This window comes from Rhodobacter sp. NTK016B (assembly GCF_017303295.1).
Classification (GTDB): domain Bacteria; phylum Pseudomonadota; class Alphaproteobacteria; order Rhodobacterales; family Rhodobacteraceae; genus Pararhodobacter.
Window position 1 is genome coordinate 206,332 of record NZ_JAFKOK010000001.1, and the last position, 21,780, is coordinate 228,111.

A 21,780-nucleotide genomic window follows, 5' to 3' on the forward strand; every position below is an offset into this window, starting at 1 on the left:
GGTGACGGGACATCACACCACCGGGTAGACGTAGCGCTTCAGGCGGGGCGCTGGTTTCGGGGTGTCGGGCACGACGAATGCCCCATCGCGCAAGCCACGGTCCAGCGCCGACAGCAACGACGCCATCTGCGGCTCGTCCATCGCCGCGGCATCGCGGCCAAGCTGTTCCAAGAGACGGCCATTGGCCCCATAGACTTGCGCAAAGCTGCGCAGCGGGGCGTTCAGTTCCGGCATCGGATCGGCGATCAGGCTCTCGGATTTCGGGGCTGTCTGGAACGGGACCCCCGCTTCCGGGTCCAAAGGCGCGGCCTCCAGCAGGGTTTCGACGCGATCCATCAGCTCGGTGATATCAGTCAGCGGCAAATTTCTTCCTCCCGATTTGCTCTTTCACCCAATCCGGCTGCACTTTTTTCCACACGAGGAACGGGCCGATGGCGAGCAGGTCCAGATGGGTATTCAGGAAGCAATCAATGGCGTCCTTGGGGTCGCAGACGATAGGTTCACCCCGCACGTTGAACGAGGTGTTGAGCAACATCGGGCACCCGGTCAGCGCATCAAAGGCGCGCAGGATCGCCCCCGCGCGCGATCCGGTTCGCGCATCGTCTGCCGGGTCGATCGTTTGCAACCGCGCGCTGAAATCCACATGCGACACAGCCGCAACATCGCTGGTCACGGCGCGCTGCAATTTTATCGGCGCATGCATCCCACGGGCACGCGCCTTGCCAAGGGTGACGGGCCCCCGAAAGGCCGGTTTGAGCTTTGAGACAAAAAGCATGTACGGGCTGTTGTCAGGCGCCTCGAAATAGTCGGGCGCGCGGTCGGCAAGGACGATAGGCGCAAAGGGCCGCCAGTCCTCGCGAAACTTGATGCGGCGGTTCACCTTGTTCAGCGTGTCGGTGCCGCGCGGGTCGGCCAGAATCGAGCGGTTCCCCAACGCGCGCGGCCCAAACTCCATCCGACCGAAAAAATGTCCGACGACCTGGCTGTCGGCCAGCGCGGCGGCGACGCTCTGCGCCAAGGTATCCGGATCGGAGATTTCCTCGTATGTCAGGTCTGCCTGATCCAAGGCTGCGCGAATCTGCGCGTCGCTGTATTCCGGCCCCAACAGGCTTGCCGACATTGCGTCCCGCGAGCGCTGGCGCGGGCGGCTTGCGGGGGCTTGTTGTGCAACCTCGAGCGCGGCGCCAAGGGCCCCGCCCGCGTCACCGGCGGCGGGCTGTATCCAGAGCCCGTCAAGCCCGGGGACTTCAAGCCGTATGCGGCTGTTCGCGACGCAGTTCAGGGCAACGCCCCCGGCAAGGCACAGATTGCGCTGGCCGGTTCGGTGCAACGTGGTTCTGGCCAAGCCCAGCACGACATCTTCAAGGACCGCCTGGGCAGACGCGGCGATGTTCATGTGAAAGGGCGTGATCGGGGCGTCGGGGCGGCGCGCGGGCTGGCCAAACAGCATCTCGAACAGCGGTGACGTGGTGCTAAGCCCCTTGTCGAAATCGAAATAGGCCATGTTCAGCGCGAACGAGCAATCGTCACGCAGTTCGATCAGGTTATTGAGGATTGTCTTGCGAAACTGCGGGGTGCCGAAGGGGGCCAATCCCATCAACTTGTATTCGCCCGAATTCACTTTGAAGCCGCAATACTGGGTGAACGCGCTGTAAAACAATCCGAGGGAATGGGGAAAGCGGATCTCGCCCAGAGCGGTCAATCCGCCTGCATTGCCTGACCACATCGTGGTCGTTGACCATTCACCAACCCCGTCAAGAACCAGCACGGCAGCGTCTTCGAAGGGGGACGGATAAAACGCCGCCGCCGCATGCGAGCGGTGATGCGGCACAAAGACCAACCTGTCGCCATTACCCTTCGCCACGTCCAGAAGCTGACGGGGCAATTCGGTCGACAGGGTCTCCAGTGTCGCCAGCATCTGCGGCCAGAGCCGCGCCCCGCGCGGCGCCATGGCCCGGGCGGTATCGAGGATCCGACGGGTTTTGAGGCCCGGATCCTCGTAATACGCAATCGCCGCAGGTTCGACGCCGTCAGGCAGCTGCGACAGACAATATCGGATCGCGTGATCGGGAAAGCGCCAATCGGCCTTTTGGCGGGTGAACCGTTCCTCCTGCGCCGCGGCGACAATCCGGTCCCCCTGCACGAGCGCCGCCGCCGCGTCGTGGAAATGCGAGGAAATTCCCAAGGTGTAATCTTGCATCGTTACCGGGGCCCTTCAGTCTGCGTCGCATCGACAAGCTCGGACACGAAGGGCACCAGCCGGTCGGCAAACAACCGGTTCGCCGCGACATTGGGATGAAGATCCTTGGGCAGAAAGGTGTGTTCCTGATCATAGGGCGTCGATACGTCGATTGTCTGGGGGAAACGGTCCATAACCGCGCGGCTGAACTCCGGATCCAAGGCATCCAGCAAAACAAACCGCAACGGCACATCTGCGGCCTGCGCGGTTTCCTGCACCAGCGCAAGCACGGCAAGCGTCGCCGCGTTGATCATGTACTCGTCCGGCAGGAAAATATCGAACTCGGCATCCCTGATCACCGGCTGCCAGATCGGATGATAAACGAACCGCACCCGCCCATCCGCGTTCAGCCGCGCCACGGGGACATGCTCCACACCGAGACTGTGCCATTCGCGGACGAGGTATTGGCGCATTCGTTGGGGATGGGCGATGTTGCGAAACCTGTGATCGCTGATAATCGCAAACACGGCAGCGTCCACCCTGCCCTTTCGGATGTCGCGACGAAACTGCAGAAGGTTCTGCACCGTTCCATGACCGCCGATCCCCCGATTCAGAACGCGCACTGTCGGCAAGTCGCGCTGCAACACTGCGCAAAAGGTTTCCGCGTCGGCCAGTCCCGTTCCAAAGGTGAACGAACACCCATAAACCCCCAGTCTTGATCCGGCTTTCGGGCGGTCGGGGACGTGACGCCATCCATCGGCATCGATTGTTTGGATAACGTCCGGGCGAAACCCTACTTTGATGCTGTATTCCGGTGTCAGCGACCAACCGATGACAGGGTCGGGACGATAGAGCAACCGGGGCTTTGCGACGGTGTTTTCGGGCTTGGCCGGCATTCTAGAATTTCTTTCACAAAGGCATGAAGGCGCGGTCTGAACTGTGGTGTCATCATCTTGATTTGTCTGGAAAACGTAATGTCCAATGCGTGCACCAAGGGCAGCAGGTGTCCCGCATCGTCGTTGGCGAGACACCGGAAAGCTTTGAGCAAGGCTAACCGGCTCTGCGGTCTGGAACAACCGCCTCTGCCGTTCGCACCGACAAGCGCGATCCGGCGCGCGGCCTAACTGCGCGTTGCACACAAATCCCCGGCGCATTGGGCTCAGATCCGTCTTGTGCCCGTGTCACAACAGGAAGCCGGGCTTGGCAGGGGGCGGGACCGCACCACGACTTTGGGCGGGGATGGCGCGCCGTCCAAGACCGCCGGCCCCCGTGAGCGTTAGGTTTGCGGAACTTTTTCAACGTTGTTGTCTTCGGGAAGACCCGGTGTGGCTATTGCTGCTTTCTTCGGCCAAGGGCAGATCAGAGGCCAAACAAGACGTCCAAGCCAATGCTCCTTTTTTCCGGCGTGAAAAACGAAGGCTCGCGTAGCAGTTACTGCTTGCAGCCTTGAAAACGAGCACGATTTTTTTAGGATCGCGCCAGCCCGACTTTCGCTGGAAAATATTCAAGAATTCTAAATTTCGTTATTGGAGCATTTCGTGAAATCACTTTCAATCTCGACCGCCTTGGCCTTTGTCGCCTCAGCATTCTGCCCGTTCGCCACTCCCGCCGCCGCGCAGGCGCAGGCAGAGCCCGTGACCATCACGGACGGCCGGGGTGTCGAAATCACCTTCCCGCTGGGAATCGCGTCCTTCGCGGACCGGGTGACGAACTATTCCCCCGGCGGCACCATCCCCGACACCGTCGCGACCAACCCGGAAGGGGCGCTCGCCCTGCCCGATTATTCCCGCAGCGATTCAGGCACCTTTGTAACGCTAGGCTGCGGCGGTCAGGCGACGTGGGAATTCACCGACAATGTGCTGATCGACGTGCCGGGCCCCGACCTGTGGATCTTCGAAATCGGGCCGGACGTCGAGGGCACCGCCGTCGAGGTCAGCGCTGACGGAGCGTCTTGGCTTTCGGTGGGCGCGATCGAAGGGGCGACCGCCGGGCTCGATCTGGCGGGCAACGCGGCGCCGGGCGAAGCGTTCCGCTTCGTGCGGCTGACCGATGATGGCATCCAGTGCTCGGGCCGGACGCCCGGCGCGGATATCGACGCCATCGGCGCCATCGGCGCCCAAGAGCGTATCGACAACGGCCTGTCCGCCGAAGGGTTCGGCAATGCGTCGGAATATGACGACACGCGAGGCGGCCTTGTCCAGTTTCCGGCAGGGGACATTTCGTTTGCCGATGCGGTCGTTGCCTATGCTCCGGGCGGCGGGATCGAGCCGGGCTGGGATGATCCGACGCTTGGCCTGAACGCGCCCGACTACGAAGACACGTCCACGGCACGAGCCACAACGCTTGGCTGTGGCGGGTCGGTTATCTACCAGTTCACCGACAACACGCTGATCGACGTGCCGGGTCCGGATCTGTTCATCTTCGAAGTCGGTCCGGACGTGGAAGGAACCTCGCTCGCCATCTCCGGCGATGGGACAAACTGGGTCGAGATCGGGGCCATCCAAGGCGCAACCGCGACCATCGACATCGCCCCCTTTATCACCCCCGGCGACACATTCCAGTTCGTGCGCCTTGTGGATGACGCGCTGCAATGTTCCGGTCGTTTTCCCGGCGCGGATATCGATGCGGTAGGGGCCATCGGGTCGGCCACGCGTCTGGTACTGGATGCCAATCTGCTGTTCGATTTCGACAGCGCCGACTTGCGGCCGGCAGCCGTGAGGGCCATCGCCGAATTGGCGCAGGCGATCAAGTCGGGTGCCATCGCGCAGGTTGTCGTGGATGGCCACACCGATGCGCAGGGTTCGGATGACTATAACCTCGGCCTGAGCCGGGCGCGCGCGACCTCGGTTGCGCAGTCGCTGATCCAGGCCGGTGTTCCGCAAGGCATTCTCACCTCGCGCTCGTTCGGCGAAGCGCGTCCGGTTGCCGACAACGCGACCGATACGGGACGTCAGGCCAATCGCCGAGTCGAGGTTCTTCTGATCCGCGGGTAAGCGCCGATCACGCAAGACGGGGCCTCGGGGACCCGTCTTGCACCCTTCCCTCGCCTCGCTCTTGCGGTGGCTCACGACGGTCTTCGGATGCGCCCCCACCGCTCACCCTTCAACATCGAACCGGGGCGCAACGGCGGGCGCGGCCGCCTTATCGATGGTCTTCCGGCACCCAGGCTTCGGGCGGATTGTTCCAGAACCGGTTGGGATTGTCCTCATCGAGCCCGCGGATATGGAGCATCCGCATGCAGGGCGTCACGAAAATGACAGGCTCTTCATACGGGTGCACGGTATAGAGGGTCTCGATAACCCGCGCGGCGCCGGCCTCATCACCGCTCAGAAAAAACGACAACTCCACGCAGGGCACGGTGACCGCCGTCTCGGCTGGCGTGTTTCGTCCCCCGCCAAGCGATCTGAATTGCTGGATACCGGGCGCGCTGCGCCAGCTGACGCTATCGTAGTCTCCGTATTTCAGACGATCCTCGGACACCACAGCGTCCACGATCTTCTGGACGTAGCTTTCCGGCACCTGAACGGTGATCCGCAGTCCGGTCTCGGTCGTGAAGCGTTTGCTGTCGATTTTGGGCAGGGTCATGGATGTCTCCGGCAGGTTTCCCGCCTGGATAGCCTGTCTTGCCGGAAATGGGAGGCAAGACAGTTCGCTAGCCGCCGAACTGTCACACCGTCGAAACGCCTTTGATCGCGTCCCGGCTCAGGCCAAAGACGCTGTCGAAAGCGTCGTATCCGCCGTCGGTGATGGACAGGGCACGGCTTCCCGTCCGACGTTCAAGCCATTGCGCCGCCAAAGCCTTTTGCAGGATGGCTGTGCCCAGGGGGCCGGAAAGATGCGGCTTCCGCTCCGTCCAGTCGAGACATAGCTTAACGGGCGGCTTTCCGGACCTGGCAGGCGGAGCTTCCACTCCGATATCGGTGAGGAAAGCCTGATACCTTGCGCCGGTCGTTATCGCCTCACCGCGAAGAGACAGGACGTCAAGCGCAACAAGACGCTCGGTCATCAGGACGCCGAGCGTGCCTGCGATATGATTGTAGCAGCTGCGCGCACGCTGCGTGTCTGTGGCGGCCTTTCCGGGGCGCTTGAGGTGATCGGTCGGCGACAAGCTGGCCAGCCCTTCCAGCACCTCCGCCACGTCAGCACCCGCGATCCGATGATAGACATGGCGCCCGCTTCGCACCGACGCGGTCAGGCCCGCGCTTTCGAGTTGTTTCAAATGCGCACTTGCTGTCTGCGGGCTGACCTTCGCGGCAGATGCCAGCTCCTTGTTCGTGAACGCCCGCCCGTCCATCATCTCGCACAGGATGCGGGATCGGCTGGGATCGCCGAGCGCTGCACCGATAATGTCCAGTCTGGGTTCGACGGTCATGCCAGACAGCCTAACGACCGCGCGCCGACGCAGCCAGAAAGAACGGTTCGGCGCCTGACGCATTAATGGGGGCGAGGCCATACAGGGGTCTGAACCCGGTGGACCTCATCGGGGCGCGTGTCTTGATCGCCAGCAACTGGCCGCGCCGCGCCCCACGCGCTCGACTTTGCGATTTCACAACGCCGGGCCTTCAAAGGCCATGTGAAAGGGCGGCGGCATTGATCGAAGCCTGCCCGTGCTTATCGACACCGCGCGCGACCTGAACCTGGTCGCGAACCTGATCGGCGCGCTCAAAGCCAAGCACAGCCGCAATAGCGTCGATACCGCCCAGGATGCACTGAAGCCCAGCTTGTATCGAGCGCCATCCCTCCCCTGGCTGCATAGTCGAGACGACTGACAGACACGGTTGGCGATCCCCGACCCTATGCTCGGGCAGGCTGCTGCACGCTCTGCGCAAACCGAAGGATCCACTCAGGCGCTTCGCAGAAGCGGCTCTTCCCGTCCGCCCAAGGCCTCGGCAAGGTGGTTTCGGGCATTGCCAAGGTCGGTATCATCGACCTTGAACGCGGCCATCTGTTGAGCGAGTTTCCGGGCATCCTGCGACAAGGACTTTGTCATGTTCGTGGATTGCTCGACCATCGCGGCGTTCTTTTGTGTCACCACGTCGAGATGCGCGACAGCCGAGTTGATCTCGGTCAGCGTAGACGCCTGCTCGGCCGTGCCCAGCGCGATCTCGTGCACCCGTTCATAGATGTTCGACACGCTGTCGGTGATCCTTTGAAGCTCGTTGCCGGTCGCATTCACAAGGTCCACACCGGTTGACACATGCAGCCTGCTGTCGGAAATCAATGCCTTGATATCGTTGGCTGATTCGGACGACCGCTGCGCGAGAAGACGCACTTCGGAGGCCACGACCGCGAAACCCTTGCCCGCGTCACCGGCGCGCGCAGCCTCGACCCCGGCATTCAACGCCAGCAAGTTGGTCTGGAACGCGATATCCTCGATCACGGCGATGATCCGGGAGATCTGCCGCGAGGATTCCTCGATCTTTGCCATCGCATCGATGGCATTGCCGACCACGCTTCCCCCATGCTCGGCGGTTGCCTTCGCATTGGTCGCCGACTTTTCCACCTCGCGCGCGCTCGTCGCGGCGGCGCTGACCGTGTCGGTCAGTTCGTGCACGGCGGCCGCGGTCTGTTCAAGGGTGGCAGCCTGCGCTTCGGTCCGTTGGGACAGGTCCGACGATGCCCGGCCCAGATTGGCAGCGGTGGCGTCCAGTTCGGTCGAAAAGGCCTTCACCGACGAGATCGCGGATGAAAGCTGTTCAGAGGCCTCGTTGAACGCCGTGACGAGGATCTCGATGTCTGGCAGGGTACTATGCGGCAGGCGCACGTTCAGATTGCCGCGGCTCAACTCGGCAATGCCTTTGGAGAGGCCTTCGATGCTGTTTTGCCGTTCGGTGATATCGGTGGCGATCTTGATCACCCGATCAACTTCGCCTTGGTCGTTGATATCCGCAGAATACGTTGCCTGCAGCCAGACAACCGAGCCGTCCTTGTGCAGTCTCGGATATTGGTTGGTAAAGAACTCGCCCGAGGCCAGCGCCTTCCAGAACTCGCGATACTCTTCGGATCTCACATGCTCATCGTCGACAAAAATCGAGTGATGCCGGCCGACGATCTCTTCCAGTGAATACCCGACGGCATCCAGAAAATTCTGGTTCGCGGTCAGGATGGTTCCATCCGGTTTGAACTGGATGGTCGCCTGCGTCCGGTCGATGACCGCATGAAAAGCAGCGGCAAGCGCTGTCTGGCCATCTGACTGCGTCCTTTTCTGGCTCCACCCCAACACGTTTGCGTCCTCCGTGATTCGCATTATGCAATGTATGTTCGTCTGCGAATGTGAAGAATCCATTGAGAAGCGAGGGCATTGTCTGAAGGTTCAGACCGGGCCGGTCGAGACATCCCGGACGCCACTGACGTTCTCGTCTTCCCGGGCACTGAGCTTTGCCAGATAGTCGCGCAGCAAACCCGCGCGCCGGGGCGAAACAGGCGCCATTTGCTGCAAAGACCAAGGTGCCGGGGCGCGGGCTGCAAGCCGGCGGAAACAGGAAGGCGTTCAGCGCTGCGAGGGTCGTCCGCATGCCGGGCTCTCATGTGAAGTCGCGGCGATGCTGGCCCGACCTGTGCAAGGATGCAGCCCGGCTCATGTGGATTGCGCCGCGGGCCGTTGTCAGGCGGGGCCGCTGCCTTCGATGGCGTCGGTCGTGACGACCTTGCCGTAGCTTGCCGCCAAGGGGGCCATGATCGCGGCATGCACGTGTTCAGAAGGCACCGTAAGCCCGCCGTGACGAACCGACGCCGCGGCGCAGGCATCGCCGACAACGGTCAGGGAAAACCCCAGATCGACCGCCGCGCGGGCGGTGGCATCCACGCACATCTGGCTCATCGCGCCGCAGAGGATCAGCTGTTCGATATCGGCCGCGCGCAGGGCGTGCTCCAATCCGGTCCCGATAAACGAATTGGGGCGGTTCTTTTCGAAGATCGTCTCGCCGGGGCCGGGGCGCACACTCTCGTGGATTTCGCTGCCCACGGTACCCGGACGGAAGAAAGGCGCCTTGGCCGAGCTGGCGATGTGACGGATGTGGAAGACGGGGTCTTTGCGGGCTCGCGCGCCGGCGAGCATGCGCGCGGCATTCGCTGAGGCCGCGTTCATCCCCTCAAGGGGCATCAAGCCGTCATCGAAATAGTCGTTCTGGATGTCGATCAGGATCAGGGCTGTCTTGGTCATTGCGGGTTCTCCTTTTCATCAATTTACGCCCGCGTCCGGTCGCTCTACGATTGGCGCCCATGACAATAATTGTGCCAAATACGCCAAAAGACGTGACGATCGCTCTGGTCGCCTATGAAGGCGTGCAGATGTCTGCGGTGCTGGGCCTCGGCGACATCCTGACCGTCGCGAACCGCTACGCAGCCGGGCTTGGTTTGCCCCGGATCGCGTCGGTGGTTCTTAATCCCGGTGCCCTCGATGCGGACCGGCCGTTCGACGCCGTTGTCCTGCCACCCAATCTAACCGGCGCCCGGGGCGATCACGACACAGCCACGCATGACTGGATCGCCAATCAGCACCGGCGCGGCGCGACACTCTGCTCGGCCTGCGCGGGCGCTTTCTGGCTCGGTCATGCCGGTGCACTGGAGGGGCGTCCCGTGACCACGCATTGGGCGCTGGAAACCGAGTTTCGCACCGCGTTTCCCCGCGCGGACCTGTATCCCGAACACCTGCTGATCGACGACCACGACATCGTGACAGCGGGCGGGATGATGGCCTGGGTCGATCTGGGGCTGTTTCTTGTGCGGCGATGGCTGGGACCGGATGTGGTGACGCGCACCTGTCGCCAGATGCTGATCGACCCGCAGGGACGTGAGCAGCGCAATTACCGCAGTTTCCGACCCCGGCTGGACCATGCAGACGGCGCGATCCGGGCCCTTCAGCGCTGGATGGAGGAGAACGCCGCGTCCGACCTCTCTTTACCGGCGCTGGCAGGCGGGGCCGGAATGACCGAGCGCACCCTCCAGCGGCGCTTCGCACAAGCGACCGGCCTGTCAGTGACCCGCTATGTCCAGGAGCTGAGGATCGAGAAGGCACGGGGATTATTGGAACGAACCAAGATGCCGGTAAGCGATATCTGCTGGGCCGTCGGCTATACGGATGTTTCGGCCTTCAGCCGGTTGTTCCGGTCAACCTGCGGCGTGAGCGCCGGCGAGTACCGACGCCGGTTCGCCGTTTGAGAAGGCGCCGTCCGAGAACGGAAATCACGCCCGGTCGCGCTGCCCAAGCTGAACGCGTTCCGGTCAATGTACGGACCCGGACTATCCAAGCACGCAGCCCCCTGCCCCGTAGCCAGCCCTACGGCCAGCGCTATCAGTGACAACATCAGGCGTTGCCATCGAGGCCATGGCCGGGAATGCGCCGGCGGTCTCCGGAACGCGCAATAGCCTTCGGGAACCAAGCGAAACGCCAAACAACGCTTGAAACACGCGCACCTGACGACGCATAAATCCTACCGCACCAATCGACACAGAAACGGAGAACCGACGGCAGATGCGGATTGGATGAGCGGCATAGCTCTGCAGTAATCGGGATCTTTTCAGCACCAAATCACTTGCCTGGGAATTTTATGGAACGCCACGTTGCAGCCACCTTGCTGCCGAATGCCGAAGACCTTCGGGAAACGATAAGCCGGTTAATCTCTCGATTGGAAACCTCATTGCGCCACCTGCTGCTTGAGGTTTGGGACGATAAAGAAAACAAAGTTCGGGCCGAGGAAAAGCTGGAGCATATCTTTGCCAGTAGCGGGCTCCCTGACAGCTTTGTTTTCGCCGCGCATGACGCCATCCTGAACGCCGCTTTGTCACAGGATGAACCGGGGTTTGAACGGGCTTGCTTGCTGTTCCTTCAACTCCCGGATCAGGCGCCGAAAGCCGGTCTGCGGGTACTCGGCCTGTCGGATGACGCCCTGTCACCTGCGGCCTGCGAAGTCCTCCGCCGCGCCTATCGCGATGACGCCGGACTTACGGACGATCTGGTGGCACCCGGTTCCGGGCAGACAGACCAAGCGAACAGCATGATCAACCGGGCGAGAGAGATCATGCAGGACTTCGCCCCCGACTGGGCCAGAGAATTCGATCTCCTCGTGTCGCGGATCTATCTGGCCGCGAACCGGGACCCCAAAAAGAGCGGCTTCGGGGGGGCCACGGTCTTTGCCGCTTTCGGATCCATTCTATTGAACGCCGACAAGATCGACGGGCTGCCCTCAACTTTGATGACGCTGGTTCACGAAAGCTCGCATGCGAAGCTGTTCCTCTATCACCTCGATGACCCCGTCATCTTGAATGAGGATAACGAGTTGTACGCCTCTCCCCTGCGGTCGACGCCGCGCCCGATGGAGGGGATTTTCCATGCGGCGTGGGTCTCGGCGCGCATGGTGCAAGCCGCGCGGTGTCTTCTCGACAGCGGCTATAGCGGCCCCGGGGCCGACGAACTGCGCCGCCGGAGCCGTCAAGCCGCGATCGTCTATCGCGATTGCGCCACGGAAATTCAGCGCCATGCGCGTTTGACGCCGCTGGGACAACAGCTGTTCGATGATGCGCAAACGGTGATGTCCGATGTACCCAGCTAACACCATCGGCGCGGCCTTTCTGAAAAAGGCCGCAGCGGCCCCCGACGCCATCCTTTTTGAAACCGGGGCCGAGACCGTCACCTATTCGGACTTCAGCGCGCGTCTGGGCACGCTGCGGGCCGCCTTCGCAGACCTCGGCGTTGCCGCAGATCAGGTCGTGGGTCTGGCGAATACCAACCAAATCGACACGTTCGCCGCGATCTTCGCGCTCTGGGCCTTGGGGGCATCGCCCCTGGTGCTCGATTTCAGAAGCCCCCTTTCGGAGATTCATGAACGGGCCACGCGCGCGGGCGCCAGCTCTGTCTTTTCGGACTTCAGGACGCTGGCGCAACACGACGGGGTACAGAGCTTCCCGCGCGACGCCACTGCGCCTGAGATGCCGCGAATGCGACCCGTAGCGCCCGCGTCGCACGGCCCCGCTGATTTCATCATGAGCTCGGGCACCACCGGGGTTCCAAAGCTGTACCCGTCATCGCATGAAGACCTGCTCACCGCGATTGAGCGGATGGCCCGGCGCGGGGAACGCGGCGACTGGGGAAACGCGGTTTCGTGCCTCAATCTCAGTTTTCCGGGAACGCGCTTTATCTGGTATCGCAACGCGATCAGCGGGCGGAAGATCATCACCGTCCCGGTGTTTTTCAGCTATGCCGAGCTTGATGCCGCGCTTTTGCATGAAGATGCGGAAGAAGTTACCCTTCCGCCGGTCCTGATCCGCGGACTGACCCAGCACATCACGTCGCAGGGACTGGCCGGCACTGGTCCTCGCTATCATCGGCTGGTGAAAATGCAGTGCATCGGCGGTCCCTTGCTTGGCCCGGCGCTGACCGAAGCCAAGGCGATTTTGTCGGCCAAGCTCTGCGTTACCTATTCCTCGACCCAAACGGGCATCATTTCCCGCCTTGAGGGGGACGCGATTGACAGCCATCCGCACTCGGTCGGGAAACCGCTTCCCCATCATCAGGTCAGCATTGTCGATGACGACGGCCTTCCGCTGCCGATCAATGCGGTCGGCCATATCGTCACGCAGGTTGGTGACAACACCGCGCAACCCGGCGACCGCGGCTATCTCGATGACGAGGGCTATCTGTGTGTTGTTGGAAGAGTTCAGGAATACCTGTGCCGGAATGGCGTGTCCTTCAACGCGCCCGACTTGGAGGACCGGATCCAGAAGATCACAGGCGCCGCGCTTTGTTGCGTGATCGCAGCCCCAAGCACAGTCGATGACGAAGACGAGATCATTGCCGTCATCGAAGCCGACCCAAGCCGCCTTTCGGACTTCAAAACCCGGTTAAGAGCACAATTGTCACCGCTGACAAGGCCGGACAAGATCGCCCTCCTGCAGGCCATCCCGAAAACGTCGGGTCTCAAGGTCGCAAGGGCGCAACTGGGTCGATTGGTCGAAACCACTCAGGAGTTGTGCCATGCCCTCTGAGCTGAGCCTATGCGTCGAAAGCGCCTTCAAAACCTGCTTTCCCGATGCCGAGCTGTCGCAGGACAGTGATTTCTTCGACCTCGGTGGGGATTCCCTGAAAGCCGTTGAGCTTTGCAGCCTGATCGGGCGGCTTATCCACGCCGAAGTTCATCCGTCCCTTCTGTTTTCCCATGCGACCCCGGCAGAGATCACTGAAGCTCTTCGGCGCGAATACGGGTTCCAATAACGCTCTCGATGTTGGCGATCAGGTAGGGGATATTCTCCGGCTTGAAGTACTTTCCGTGACCACAGGGCAAACTGGCTTTCCGATAAGCGGGAAACAGCTTCGCGACCCGTTCATGGGTCACGGAGAAATCGCTCAGGAACGGATTGCGCTCCGGTGCCTCTGCGCCGAAATTGAGCAAAGCAGGCACGGGTATTGCACAATCGGGGATGGTATCAATAGCGGCCACGGATTTTATCGTGTGGCCAAGCTCCAACAGGCGTTTTGCGCAGTGGAATGCATACGGTGCCCCTTGGCAATTCCCACCGACAAGCGCGATCTCCTCAGGAAGAAGGTCCGTCAGCGCCTCCGCCATCTGCCGCGCCATTTCGGCCCCGACGTCATCGCGCTCGGGTGTCGGCTTCATGATGAGGTTGAGAGAGCGGAGCGCGACAAACGGCTGCTCCGGGCTAAGGGCGGCATGAAAATTCAGAGGTTCCTGCTCTGCGTTGAAGAACCACAGGATCGGCGGTAGCGGTCCGGCCGAATTCAGCAGTCTTGCAGCCCCATGCGGCCCGATGGCCCTGCCCGGCCAGTTCTTGGTCAAACGCGCGACCGAACGCAGCACATGACCAATTTCCGTGCCTTGGGTCGTCATAGGGTTACGAGCTCTTGCGTAATTCAGGGACTATGTGCCCAACAGGCCAACGGCCCGCCAAGTTGCGGGCCGCTTTTCTTTTCACAATCGGAATTATCGTTCCGGCAACGCTCAGAAACCGCTTCCCGGAGAAGACGGCTCACCGACTTTCGGAGCCGCAGCGGCTTTGCCGCCCTTCAATGTCAGGATTTTCTTGAGATCCAAGTTCATCACATCTCCCCTTCTGGATAAGTTTGATCACAAGATTACATTTCGCCCCTCGGTGCAAGGGGCGCGGGAAATTCGTTTCACCTCGTCTTTTCAACGAGGTATGGGGGTGCTTGGGCAGCGCGGTCGTGTATCGGCGCCGGGACGGGTGTCATTCGGTCGCCCGGCCAACAGCCGCCATCTGCGCTTTGCGGACCTCAGTGGAGCGCGCGCAGCGCTGCTGACGGAAGGCCGCCCAAACACCTGCCGCACAAGGAATCAACTGGCGCAAAGACCCAAGCCAGCGGCGATGACGTCAACAGGCTGGCCATGACCTGCTGCTCGACCTGCACCGTCAAGCGGATGGCCCAGAGCAGGTCAATCATCCTCGAACGTGACCTCAATCGGTCATACGCATAAAGCACGTTACGCGGATGCTAGCTGTCGCCGAGCCAGAGTCCATGCGTCCCAACCGGAGTTCCTGCGTTGCGTTCGCGCCCGGTGGTCTATCCGGTCACCTTCTTCACGAACTGAGATTTAAGGCTCATCTGGCCAACTCCCGGAATTTTGCAATCTATGTCGTGATCGCCATCGACGAGCCGAATGCCGCGAACTTTGGTTCCAACTTTAACCACCAACGAAGACCCTTTGACCTTCAGGTCTTTGATCACGGTTACCGTATCGCCGTCCTCAAGGACGTTCCCGACGCTGTCACGCACCGATGACGCTGTGTCGGCCTGCGCGTCGGGCACCCATTCGTGTCCGCATTCTGGACAGTTCAACAGAGAATCGACCTGATAGACATAGGTCGAGGAGCATTCGGGACATGGGGGGAGTGTATCGGTCATGGGCATGTCGATAGCCTGATGCGCGCCCGGTGAACAGCCGATATTACTCCGTCGCAAGAGTTCACGACCCCAACCGCAGACTTCTTCGGTCGGAATGACCACCGCCGTCCCGCGATCCACGACGCCCGACGCGGCCGTCAGCCCGGCGCCGATCGTCCAGATCCCGGCCGGGTCCCGGTACCCGAGCGTTTGATGTAGCTTCGGCGACCAAGGGACGCGGTCGTCGCGAACGCAAACGTAGAACATCCCCGACGAAACCGCTTCCATCATTGCCCAGTAGTGCTCCGGTGCGATCGTTTGTGCAGCAAGGGTCTCGGGTATGCTCATCCTAACTCCTCCCCCGGATCGAATGGCTTCGCATCTTCAGCGTGCGTTTTTTGAGCAAGTTATGGAAAAAATGTTGGCTCTGGTGGATTGAAGTCAATATTTTTCAAACGAATGGGGGAGCAGCGCATTGCAGCAATGCGCAGGGATTTGGTCGAGCTTCGTCGCCAGTTAGGTCAGTCACGCAACGAAATAGTGTCTCGCGCCAGAATTCCTGGACTCTTGAGCGAGAGGTTCGATCGGCACCGGTGGGCGAGCCGTTAAGTGACCTTGAGAACACGGCTTGGTCGACGGTGATAATACCGCTTTGTCCGCTTGCCAGGCGCCCCTAGTCCTGTCCGGCCAGCAGCCCCGCCCCCCTAATAAACCGTAATGCCTCTTGGGACGCGACCTCTGAACGCCAGAATGAAGGCGACCGCATCTGCATTCTCGGCGAGCCTTTTCCATATCGCTGGTTGTTGCGATCGCCGCCGCCATGGTCGGTGAGTGGATGATTAACGGCACGCCGGCCAGAGCCCGACAGCTTGCGCCGAGCTCTAATCTTTACGCTGCATGGCTGCCGAGGCTCCACTAAGGCCGCGCTTATGCGTCGTCGTCGGTCCGCCCCTCGGGCAGGTCCAGACGCCAGGCGGGCAGTCGGATGACGGCAATCGTCCGGTCCGGTTCGGACCGGACCTCGAAGTCGCCCCCATGCATCTCGACCAGCTTGCGCGTCAGCGGCAGCCCGAGGCCCAATCCGCCGCGCGTATCCCGGTTGTCGATGCTGTCGCCGACCACGAAGGGCTCATAGAGCCTTCCCAGCTCAAGATGTTCGGCCAGATTGCCGCTGTCGGCGACCCAAAGCTCGATATTCCCCTGTGCATCCGTGCCGCTGCCAATCGTGATCTCGCGTCCCCCATGGTTGATCGCGTTGAGCGCCAGCGCATCCAGTGCAAGCTTGATCTGGTCAGGATCGGCGAACAGGGGAACCGACAAGGAGCCATCCGCAATGGCAATGCTCTTGAGCGTGCCATCGGCGCCCGGAAGGACAAGATCCCTGACGACCTCGAACAAGGCGTCCGTTTCGCAAACCTGCTCGTTCAGCCGCAACTCGCCGGTCGAGGCATCGCTGAACGCGATCACGGATTCGATAAGCTGCATCAGGTGTTCTACGGATTTCCTCGCCGCGTGGGTCAGCCGCGCCCTGCTGGGGCTTTGCGGCATGGCCTCGAGCATCTGCAGACTGCCGAACAGGATGGTAAGCGGCGTCCGAAGCTCGTGGCCGATAAGGGTGATGAAGGTAGACTTCGCCTCGTCATCCTCGGTCTGTTTCGCGGGTTTCGGCGGCACGCCTTCCAGCGCCGCCACCACCGCCCGGCCCAGATCGGCCAGAATCGCCATGGTCTGCGCGCTCGGCGCGTCATGCGCGACGAAATCGAGCCCGCAAAGGCTGCCCAGACGCTGTCCCGACGACAAGACCAGCGGCACGCCTGCGTAAAAGCGCGCGCCCGGCCCGCCTTCGGCCACCATCGGATGAGCCTTGAAGCGTGGATCCTTGCTCAGGTCGGGCACCACGAGCGGTTCGTTCGACATGATCGTATGCGTGCAGAAGCTGTTGTTCTTGGGCATGCGATCCAGCTCGATCCCCACCACGGATTTGTACCATTGCGTGTCATCCTCGACGACGCTGACATGCGCGACGGGACAGTTCAGCAGTTTCCTTGCGGCCTCGCAAATGGCGTCGAGCAACGCTTTGTTTTCTGCGACAAGGCCGGGAACCGCGAACACAGAGCGTAGGCGGGCTTCTTCGTTAAAGGGAATGGGGTAGGTTCTCGAGATCACTTTGCGTCCTGTTCATGCACCGTTCCAGAGATTTGGGCGGCTAGAATGCAGACCTAGCGCTCGAAGCCCCCTCTGCTACTCGAAAGCCGCCGGGAACGATCTCATTTGCGTGTGGCGGGGGTATTCCCGATCGGCGCTCGGACGCTTGGTCAGTGCATTTTTTCCTCATTCCCAAGCATCAAGGGCCGCCCGGATGCTCCGGCAGTCCATTGACCAACGGGCCGGGGTTTCCCCCGGCCCGCCTGCCCGCAACCATGGCTGAAGGCCGGAAGGGGCAACCCCCTTCCGGCCGAAATCGTGATGTCTTGTCCGTGTCTTACACGGTGTCGACCGGACGGGCCTCGTCGGCGCGGCGACGGGCGCGGTCGTCCATGAATTGGTCGAACTCGGCCTTGTCCTTGGCCTCACGCAGACGCTTGAGGAAGTCCGAGAACGCTTCCTGCTCGTCTTCCAGGCGCTTCAGGGTATCGGCCTTGTAGGCGTCGAAGGCCGCATTGCCCGAGGGCTTGTGCATCGCCCAGGCATGACGCTGCGAGTGACGGTTGGCGCGGTTGCAGGATTTCGAAAACATGTTTTTCCCCCAGATCATGTAAGCAAGCAAAGCGAGGCCGATGGGCCAGAAAACGATGAAGCCGACGATCATCGCGGCGATCCACGCCCCCTTGCCACGCTCATCGAGCCAGCTTTCGGCGTTTCGGGGCCACGAGGTTACGGTCGCGGTGGTCATGTGAGGTCTCCTTGGTTGCGAGTGTAAATGTTATTTACATTCACATAGGTGGGCACGTCCAGCGCCCATTCAAGATCCGGGTGCGTTTTTTTCTGTGTGCGTTGACAGGAAGTCTTGCAGAGAAGCGGGATTAGGTGGGAAAGCGCGGGAAGATGCGGGAAAAGTCAGGGTTTTCAGAGGATTGCTGGCAAGGCGCGGGGCCTGAGACGCGCTGAGCGAAACTTGCAGAAACCGGCTTCTCGATGGCTTTCGCGGCCCTGAAAGCATGCGTTTACGGGGCGTTTGAACGGGCCTTAAACACTGATTTCAAAGCGATTTTGTCCCACGGCACTGTCGCTCAAATCATTCGGAACCTTCAACTGGCCGGAAAGTTCGCCGTCCGAGTTGAAGGTTAGCACTAAGTCTCTGAAATTACGTTGGTATCGTGCAGGAGGGATGCCCAAGTGGGTTGCGCGAACCTTCAACTGATTTTGGCGCTTTCCTACGTTCTTGCTACACCTCAAGCCTCAGTGGCCGGTGCTGCACCTCATTCGCCCAGCAGACCTTGCCGCCACTTCCAGACCCGCTCGACCGGTCGCCGAATCGTGAGCCGACCGTACTCCTCTGCAGACGGCACCCTCACCCGAGTTCTCACATACTCGATCGAGCTGCACCGGCTGCAGGGGAACGGAGGCTCTCCCAACGGATGCTCGGTCCCCACGACATGAACGAGGTCCAGAGCGAGGAACGTGACCTTGCCGCGACAGAGATTGCACTTGAGCTCGATAACCATGCCGCTTCGAGCCGCATCCGCCATGGTCCGGTGCGGGCGTGAAGGATGAGGACGGATGGGGTCGATGCGCTCGGGCATCGCGAGAACATTTCAGGAACATCCTGAGTCTGCAAGGACAAGAATGTGCAATTGTGCGGTCGAGAAGGGCGGGTAGCGGACCTTCGCGGCACGCGCAAAAAAGCAAGCGAGCCGCACTTGTTCAAACAGTCTCAGCTGTCTTCGAAACCTATTTTCCCTTGAGGTTAATGTTTATCGACTGGCAATCGCACCTCAGTTGCACTGAGCTCCCTTTTCGAGGGACGACGTAGGGTAAAGTTCCACATTTCTCGTTCGAGCAACGCATGGATTCGAGTAGAAGCTTGTATGCATTGGCGACTTTCTTGAATTCGCTGCTCTCAAAATTCTCCCATTCGTTGAAATGAACCGATGGATTGATAGCCCATTGTTCAACGTATGTTGCTGCAATCAGCGCATTTGATCTGTCGCGTTTTTCTGTGAGTTTGCACTTTTCTTCGTCGTTACCCCAATGGGCGGCGGCTTTAATCCCTTTTTCGATGCGGTTTTGCCAGCGTTTTAGGACCGGCGGCAGGAGATCGCCAAGGTCGTAATGGCCGTCCCCGCGAAACTCCACTTGAGCGCGGAGATTGTCGGCAAGGACAGTGGCGATGTATTCGAGGTAGCGGCGCAGGAGCCAGGCCGCGCGCGGCACATCGTTCTTGTCGAGCTGGTGGTCGATCTCCGTCCAGATATCCTGATCATCCCAGATGCGTGGCCCGAACTCGACGCTCCAGCCGCCGAATAGCTGGCTCTTCGTGATCAGCTTCTCGGTCTTCATATACTGCAGCCAGACCCGATCATGGGTGGTTAGGATGAACTGCGTGTTTGGGAACTTCGTCTTGAGCATGCGACACACCTCACGGCGATGGCCCGTATCGACGGACATCATCACGTCGTCGAGCACGGCGAAGGTAAACTTGTCTCCGAGCGTGTGCTGCATCAGCGCAAGATAGAGACACAGCCCCATCCCGTCCTGGTGTCCCTCGCTGTGATATGCGCCAGGCGGGAATGTGCCCCTGCCGTAGAAGTCCACATTGAAGCTCAGCTTTGCGGGTTCGGCCTTGAGTTCTCCGACGAACTTGCCCTCATCATCGTTGATGGCCTTGTAAAGCTCTGTGAATTCCTTCGCGACAGTATCGTAAATTTCCTCCAACACATCGTTCGAGGTCTGTACATAGTGGTCATAGACCTTCTCGGCGGCGGTGCTGCGCTGCGCGCATTCGTTGGCGAAGCGGTTCGCTTCGATCAGGCGGTCATAGCGTTCCTGTAGCACCGTCAGGAACTGGATCGCCTTATCTTTGGCGGAACTGTCGGGCAATGCCGCGACGGCTTTGTGTGTCTCTTCAAGCACGGCCTGAACGTCGCCGGGTAACGCCCACCAGGCATCCTGCATGGCGGTGATCGCGGGGGCGACCTGCGCGTGATCGTCGCGGAAGACTTTGATCGAGGTCAGAATCTGTTTCAGCTGCGCCGCATATGTGCCCAGCGTTGCGGTCACGACGGCGGGTTCCAGCGTCTTGGTATAGCCCGCCACTGTGCGCAGATCGGCGATGCGGTCTTTGACAGCTTGCTCGATGGTTTGGAAATCCGCGTCCAGCTTCTTCAGGATCTTGCCGATGGCATCGCTGCTGATGAGCTTTTCTTCAAGATGGGCGCGCAGCGCCTCGGCCTCCCACGGCGTATCGCAAAGCGGACACGCCTCGCTCTCGTCACTAACGAACTCCAGCCCCTTGGCAATGAAGCCATGCTGCCGCGCCAGCAACAGCGCAGCGCTGTCCTCTTTTAGCGTGTTCAGCGCAGTAACCGCATCACTGCGTGCGCCGGACAGTGCCTCGGGCTCGTCTTGCGCGGCACTCTCGGTCAGAGACTTGAGGTCAGCCAGCGCGACGGATTTGACCAGAGCGGACTGCTTGCCCCCTTCCTCCTCTTTCTCATCCTCTAATGCGCCTATGAAGATGGTCTCGCGTGTCAGTTCCGTGAGGTCGGGGAGCCCGAGCACCTTGCGGTGTTCATTGGCCTTCTCCAGCACAGTTTCGCGTTTGAGCGTGTCAACACCAAGAGCAGTTTTGAGGTCTTGTTCCGCTTTGCGCTTCGCGCCTGTCGCGTTTCTCTCCTCCTTGGCAGCATTGTTTTTGAATGTGTTCAGCACTTTACGCAGATCGCCGATGCGATCAAGGCGCAGGAGATTCTGCACATCGGTCGAGCGCTGCGACGGCGGCGTTATGATGTATTTGGCGATTTCGCGCCGCGAAAGCGCAAACTCGGGATGGGCTTGCAGGCTTGAGACGATTTCCTCCTCGGCTCCGCCGGAGGGCGTGACGCTCACCTGCCTCGGCGATTTGACCGACCGCGCGATGATCACGTCCTTGCCCAGCGAGGGAATATGCGCCGTGATCTCGACCTGGGCCTTCTCGGGTGCGGTTCGGCTATCGACATGCGGGCCATGCTTGCTGACGCTGAGTTCTCCCTGACCCTGCCCAGACAGGCGAGTCAAACTCCCCGTGAGGCAGAATTCTATAGCATCGACAACGCCGCTCTTACCCGTTCCGTTCGGTCCGCAAATTCCGAAATTCTTGCCTCCCAGATCAAGGGTGAGGTCTTTGATCCCCCGAAACTCTTCGATGCGGATTGTCTTAAGCCGGATCATGCGCCGTCTCCTGCCGCACCATTCCCCTCATCATCTGGCGACGGAAATAGCGCTGCACTGATCTCGTCCGGCTTAGGGGTTTTGCCACTCCGCAGCAGCGCATCCAGTCGGTCTGCCGCATCGTCTTCGATGGCCTCGTCGGCCTTCATCACCTCAAGAAACTTCTTCAATACCTTCGCAAGTGTGGGTGAAATTGGCGGGGCTTGATCTTGATCCATTGGCAATTGAACTCCTGGTAGAGCTAGCTCCATTCTTGTTGGACCTAGAAATAAAATACAACAATTATTGCCCCCGGCCAAACCAAGCAAAATACTGGCCTGTAGCTATACATATTTGCTCTGCGGCGCAGCATAAGGTGGTCTGACCAAGGTCCGCT

The 21,780-nt window shown here is 60.7% G+C and carries 21 protein-coding genes; 7 read left to right on the forward strand and 14 right to left on the reverse strand.

Annotation, left to right across the window (positions count from 1 at the left end; translation table 11 throughout):
- Positions 1–12 precede the first annotated feature (12 nt).
- The 3 genes from JI664_RS01025 to JI664_RS01035 are packed head-to-tail and all read right to left on the reverse strand — an operon-like array spanning position 13 to position 3,075.
- Positions 13–363, reverse strand: a complete 351-nt coding sequence (locus tag JI664_RS01025; RefSeq protein ID WP_207011848.1) for a hypothetical protein — start codon at positions 361–363, stop codon at positions 13–15.
- The gene (locus JI664_RS01030) at positions 350–2,200 is read right to left on the reverse strand and encodes a carbamoyltransferase family protein (protein ID WP_207011849.1); all 1,851 of its coding nucleotides are present in this window, start codon (positions 2,198–2,200) and stop codon (positions 350–352) included. Before JI664_RS01030 ends, JI664_RS01025 begins: the two co-directional genes overlap by 14 nt.
- Positions 2,201–2,202: 2 nt before the next feature.
- Positions 2,203–3,075 carry an SGNH/GDSL hydrolase family protein gene (locus JI664_RS01035; RefSeq protein ID WP_207011850.1) on the reverse strand — a complete coding sequence of 291 codons (873 nt, stop codon included), beginning with the start codon at positions 3,073–3,075 and terminating at the stop codon, positions 2,203–2,205.
- Positions 3,076–3,717: 642 nt separating this feature from the next.
- On the opposite strand from JI664_RS01035, the gene JI664_RS01040 reads away from it, so the two are divergent.
- Positions 3,718–5,172 (forward strand): OmpA family protein, encoded by a 1,455-nt coding sequence (locus JI664_RS01040; RefSeq protein WP_207011851.1) that lies wholly within the window; start codon positions 3,718–3,720, stop codon positions 5,170–5,172.
- Positions 5,173–5,320: 148 nt separating this feature from the next.
- Here the strand turns inward: JI664_RS01040 and JI664_RS01045 are convergent, their stop codons facing one another.
- Positions 5,321–5,764, reverse strand: a complete 444-nt coding sequence (locus JI664_RS01045) for a hypothetical protein (protein ID WP_211201592.1) — start codon at positions 5,762–5,764, stop codon at positions 5,321–5,323.
- Between the two features lie 82 nt (positions 5,765–5,846).
- Complete coding sequence (locus tag JI664_RS01050) at positions 5,847–6,551, reverse strand: ArsR/SmtB family transcription factor (RefSeq protein ID WP_207011852.1); 705 nt, start codon at positions 6,549–6,551, stop codon at positions 5,847–5,849.
- 235 nt (positions 6,552–6,786) lie between these two features.
- Between JI664_RS01050 and JI664_RS01055 the strand changes: the two genes are divergently transcribed.
- Positions 6,787–6,948: a hypothetical protein gene (locus tag JI664_RS01055; RefSeq protein ID WP_207011853.1), complete on the forward strand. Its 162-nt coding sequence runs from the start codon at positions 6,787–6,789 to the stop codon at positions 6,946–6,948.
- Positions 6,949–7,022: 74 nt separating this feature from the next.
- On the opposite strand, the gene JI664_RS01060 is transcribed toward JI664_RS01055, so the two are convergent.
- Positions 7,023–8,402, reverse strand: coding sequence for a methyl-accepting chemotaxis protein (locus JI664_RS01060; protein ID WP_207011854.1), 1,380 nt, complete (start codon positions 8,400–8,402; stop codon positions 7,023–7,025).
- A 381-nt stretch (positions 8,403–8,783) separates the two neighbouring features.
- Positions 8,784–9,341, reverse strand: coding sequence for a cysteine hydrolase family protein (locus JI664_RS01065; RefSeq protein WP_207011855.1), 558 nt, complete (start codon positions 9,339–9,341; stop codon positions 8,784–8,786).
- A gap of 71 nt (positions 9,342–9,412) precedes the next feature.
- On the opposite strand from JI664_RS01065, the gene JI664_RS01070 reads away from it, so the two are divergent.
- The 3 genes from JI664_RS01070 to JI664_RS01080 all read left to right on the forward strand — a co-directional run bounded on the left by JI664_RS01070 (position 9,413) and on the right by JI664_RS01080 (position 13,162).
- The gene (locus JI664_RS01070) at positions 9,413–10,339 is read left to right on the forward strand and encodes a GlxA family transcriptional regulator (protein WP_349768664.1); all 927 of its coding nucleotides are present in this window, start codon (positions 9,413–9,415) and stop codon (positions 10,337–10,339) included.
- Positions 10,340–10,728: 389 nt separating this feature from the next.
- Complete coding sequence (locus JI664_RS01075) at positions 10,729–11,730, forward strand: aKG-HExxH-type peptide beta-hydroxylase (RefSeq protein ID WP_207011857.1); 1,002 nt, start codon at positions 10,729–10,731, stop codon at positions 11,728–11,730.
- Complete coding sequence (locus JI664_RS01080) at positions 11,717–13,162, forward strand: class I adenylate-forming enzyme family protein (protein ID WP_207011858.1); 1,446 nt, start codon at positions 11,717–11,719, stop codon at positions 13,160–13,162. The genes JI664_RS01075 and JI664_RS01080 overlap by 14 nt, the downstream gene beginning before the upstream one ends.
- 7 nt (positions 13,163–13,169) lie before the next feature.
- On the opposite strand, the gene JI664_RS23835 is transcribed toward JI664_RS01080, so the two are convergent.
- Entirely contained in the window at positions 13,170–13,313 is a 144-nt protein-coding gene (locus JI664_RS23835) for a hypothetical protein (RefSeq protein ID WP_286173732.1), read from the reverse strand.
- On the opposite strand from JI664_RS23835, the gene JI664_RS24200 reads away from it, so the two are divergent.
- Positions 13,257–13,388: a hypothetical protein gene (locus JI664_RS24200; protein ID WP_414707703.1), complete on the forward strand. Its 132-nt coding sequence runs from the start codon at positions 13,257–13,259 to the stop codon at positions 13,386–13,388. The two genes, JI664_RS23835 and JI664_RS24200, sit on opposite strands and share 57 nt — an antisense overlap.
- Here the strand turns inward: JI664_RS24200 and JI664_RS01090 are convergent.
- The 4 genes from JI664_RS01090 to JI664_RS01105 form a co-directional block, all read right to left on the reverse strand.
- Positions 13,351–14,022 (reverse strand): hypothetical protein, encoded by a 672-nt coding sequence (locus JI664_RS01090; RefSeq protein ID WP_207011860.1) that lies wholly within the window; start codon positions 14,020–14,022, stop codon positions 13,351–13,353. The genes JI664_RS24200 and JI664_RS01090 overlap by 38 nt on opposite strands.
- Before the next feature lie 692 nt (positions 14,023–14,714).
- Entirely contained in the window at positions 14,715–15,056 is a 342-nt protein-coding gene (locus tag JI664_RS01095; protein WP_207012087.1) for a zinc ribbon domain-containing protein YjdM, read from the reverse strand.
- Positions 15,057–15,962: 906 nt separating this feature from the next.
- On the reverse strand, positions 15,963–17,108 hold the full coding sequence (locus tag JI664_RS01100; RefSeq protein ID WP_211201593.1) for a GAF domain-containing sensor histidine kinase: 1,146 nt from the start codon (positions 17,106–17,108) through the stop codon (positions 15,963–15,965).
- Positions 17,109–17,517: 409 nt separating this feature from the next.
- A complete protein-coding gene (locus JI664_RS01105; protein WP_207011861.1) occupies positions 17,518–17,928 on the reverse strand; it encodes a DUF2852 domain-containing protein in 411 nt (136 codons plus the stop codon).
- A 685-nt stretch (positions 17,929–18,613) separates the two neighbouring features.
- On the opposite strand from JI664_RS01105, the gene JI664_RS23840 reads away from it, so the two are divergent.
- A complete protein-coding gene (locus JI664_RS23840) occupies positions 18,614–18,742 on the forward strand; it encodes a hypothetical protein (protein ID WP_286173734.1) in 129 nt (42 codons plus the stop codon).
- A 184-nt stretch (positions 18,743–18,926) separates the two neighbouring features.
- Here the strand turns inward: JI664_RS23840 and JI664_RS01110 are convergent, their stop codons facing one another.
- The gene (locus JI664_RS01110) at positions 18,927–21,404 is read right to left on the reverse strand and encodes an AAA family ATPase (protein ID WP_207011862.1); all 2,478 of its coding nucleotides are present in this window, start codon (positions 21,402–21,404) and stop codon (positions 18,927–18,929) included.
- The gene (locus tag JI664_RS01115; protein ID WP_207011863.1) at positions 21,401–21,622 is read right to left on the reverse strand and encodes a hypothetical protein; all 222 of its coding nucleotides are present in this window, start codon (positions 21,620–21,622) and stop codon (positions 21,401–21,403) included. Before JI664_RS01115 ends, JI664_RS01110 begins: the two co-directional genes overlap by 4 nt.
- Between the last annotated feature and the right edge of the window lie 158 nt (positions 21,623–21,780).

What these genes read in the sequence shown, in the direction of transcription:
- JI664_RS01095 (WP_207012087.1), bottom strand. Translation starts at nt 15,056, where the DNA reads ATGACCGATACACTCCCCCCATGTCCCGAATGCTCCTCGACCTATGTC.
- JI664_RS01110 (WP_207011862.1), bottom strand. Translation starts at nt 21,404, where the DNA reads ATGATCCGGCTTAAGACAATCCGCATCGAAGAGTTTCGGGGGATCAAA.
- JI664_RS01115 (WP_207011863.1), bottom strand. Translation starts at nt 21,622, where the DNA reads ATGGATCAAGATCAAGCCCCGCCAATTTCACCCACACTTGCGAAGGTA.
- JI664_RS01105 (WP_207011861.1), bottom strand. Translation starts at nt 17,928, where the DNA reads ATGACCACCGCGACCGTAACCTCGTGGCCCCGAAACGCCGAAAGCTGG.
- JI664_RS01080 (WP_207011858.1), top strand. Translation starts at nt 11,717, where the DNA reads ATGTACCCAGCTAACACCATCGGCGCGGCCTTTCTGAAAAAGGCCGCA.
- JI664_RS01065 (WP_207011855.1), bottom strand. Translation starts at nt 9,341, where the DNA reads ATGACCAAGACAGCCCTGATCCTGATCGACATCCAGAACGACTATTTC.
- JI664_RS01035 (WP_207011850.1), bottom strand. Translation starts at nt 3,075, where the DNA reads ATGCCGGCCAAGCCCGAAAACACCGTCGCAAAGCCCCGGTTGCTCTAT.
- JI664_RS23835 (WP_286173732.1), bottom strand. Translation starts at nt 13,313, where the DNA reads ATGAACTTCGGCGTGGATAAGCCGCCCGATCAGGCTGCAAAGCTCAAC.
- JI664_RS01045 (WP_211201592.1), bottom strand. Translation starts at nt 5,764, where the DNA reads ATGACCCTGCCCAAAATCGACAGCAAACGCTTCACGACCGAGACCGGA.
- JI664_RS01090 (WP_207011860.1), bottom strand. Translation starts at nt 14,022, where the DNA reads ATGACGACCCAAGGCACGGAAATTGGTCATGTGCTGCGTTCGGTCGCG.
- JI664_RS01075 (WP_207011857.1), top strand. Translation starts at nt 10,729, where the DNA reads ATGGAACGCCACGTTGCAGCCACCTTGCTGCCGAATGCCGAAGACCTT.
- JI664_RS01030 (WP_207011849.1), bottom strand. Translation starts at nt 2,200, where the DNA reads ATGCAAGATTACACCTTGGGAATTTCCTCGCATTTCCACGACGCGGCG.
- JI664_RS23840 (WP_286173734.1), top strand. Translation starts at nt 18,614, where the DNA reads ATGCTCGGTCCCCACGACATGAACGAGGTCCAGAGCGAGGAACGTGAC.
- JI664_RS01050 (WP_207011852.1), bottom strand. Translation starts at nt 6,551, where the DNA reads ATGACCGTCGAACCCAGACTGGACATTATCGGTGCAGCGCTCGGCGAT.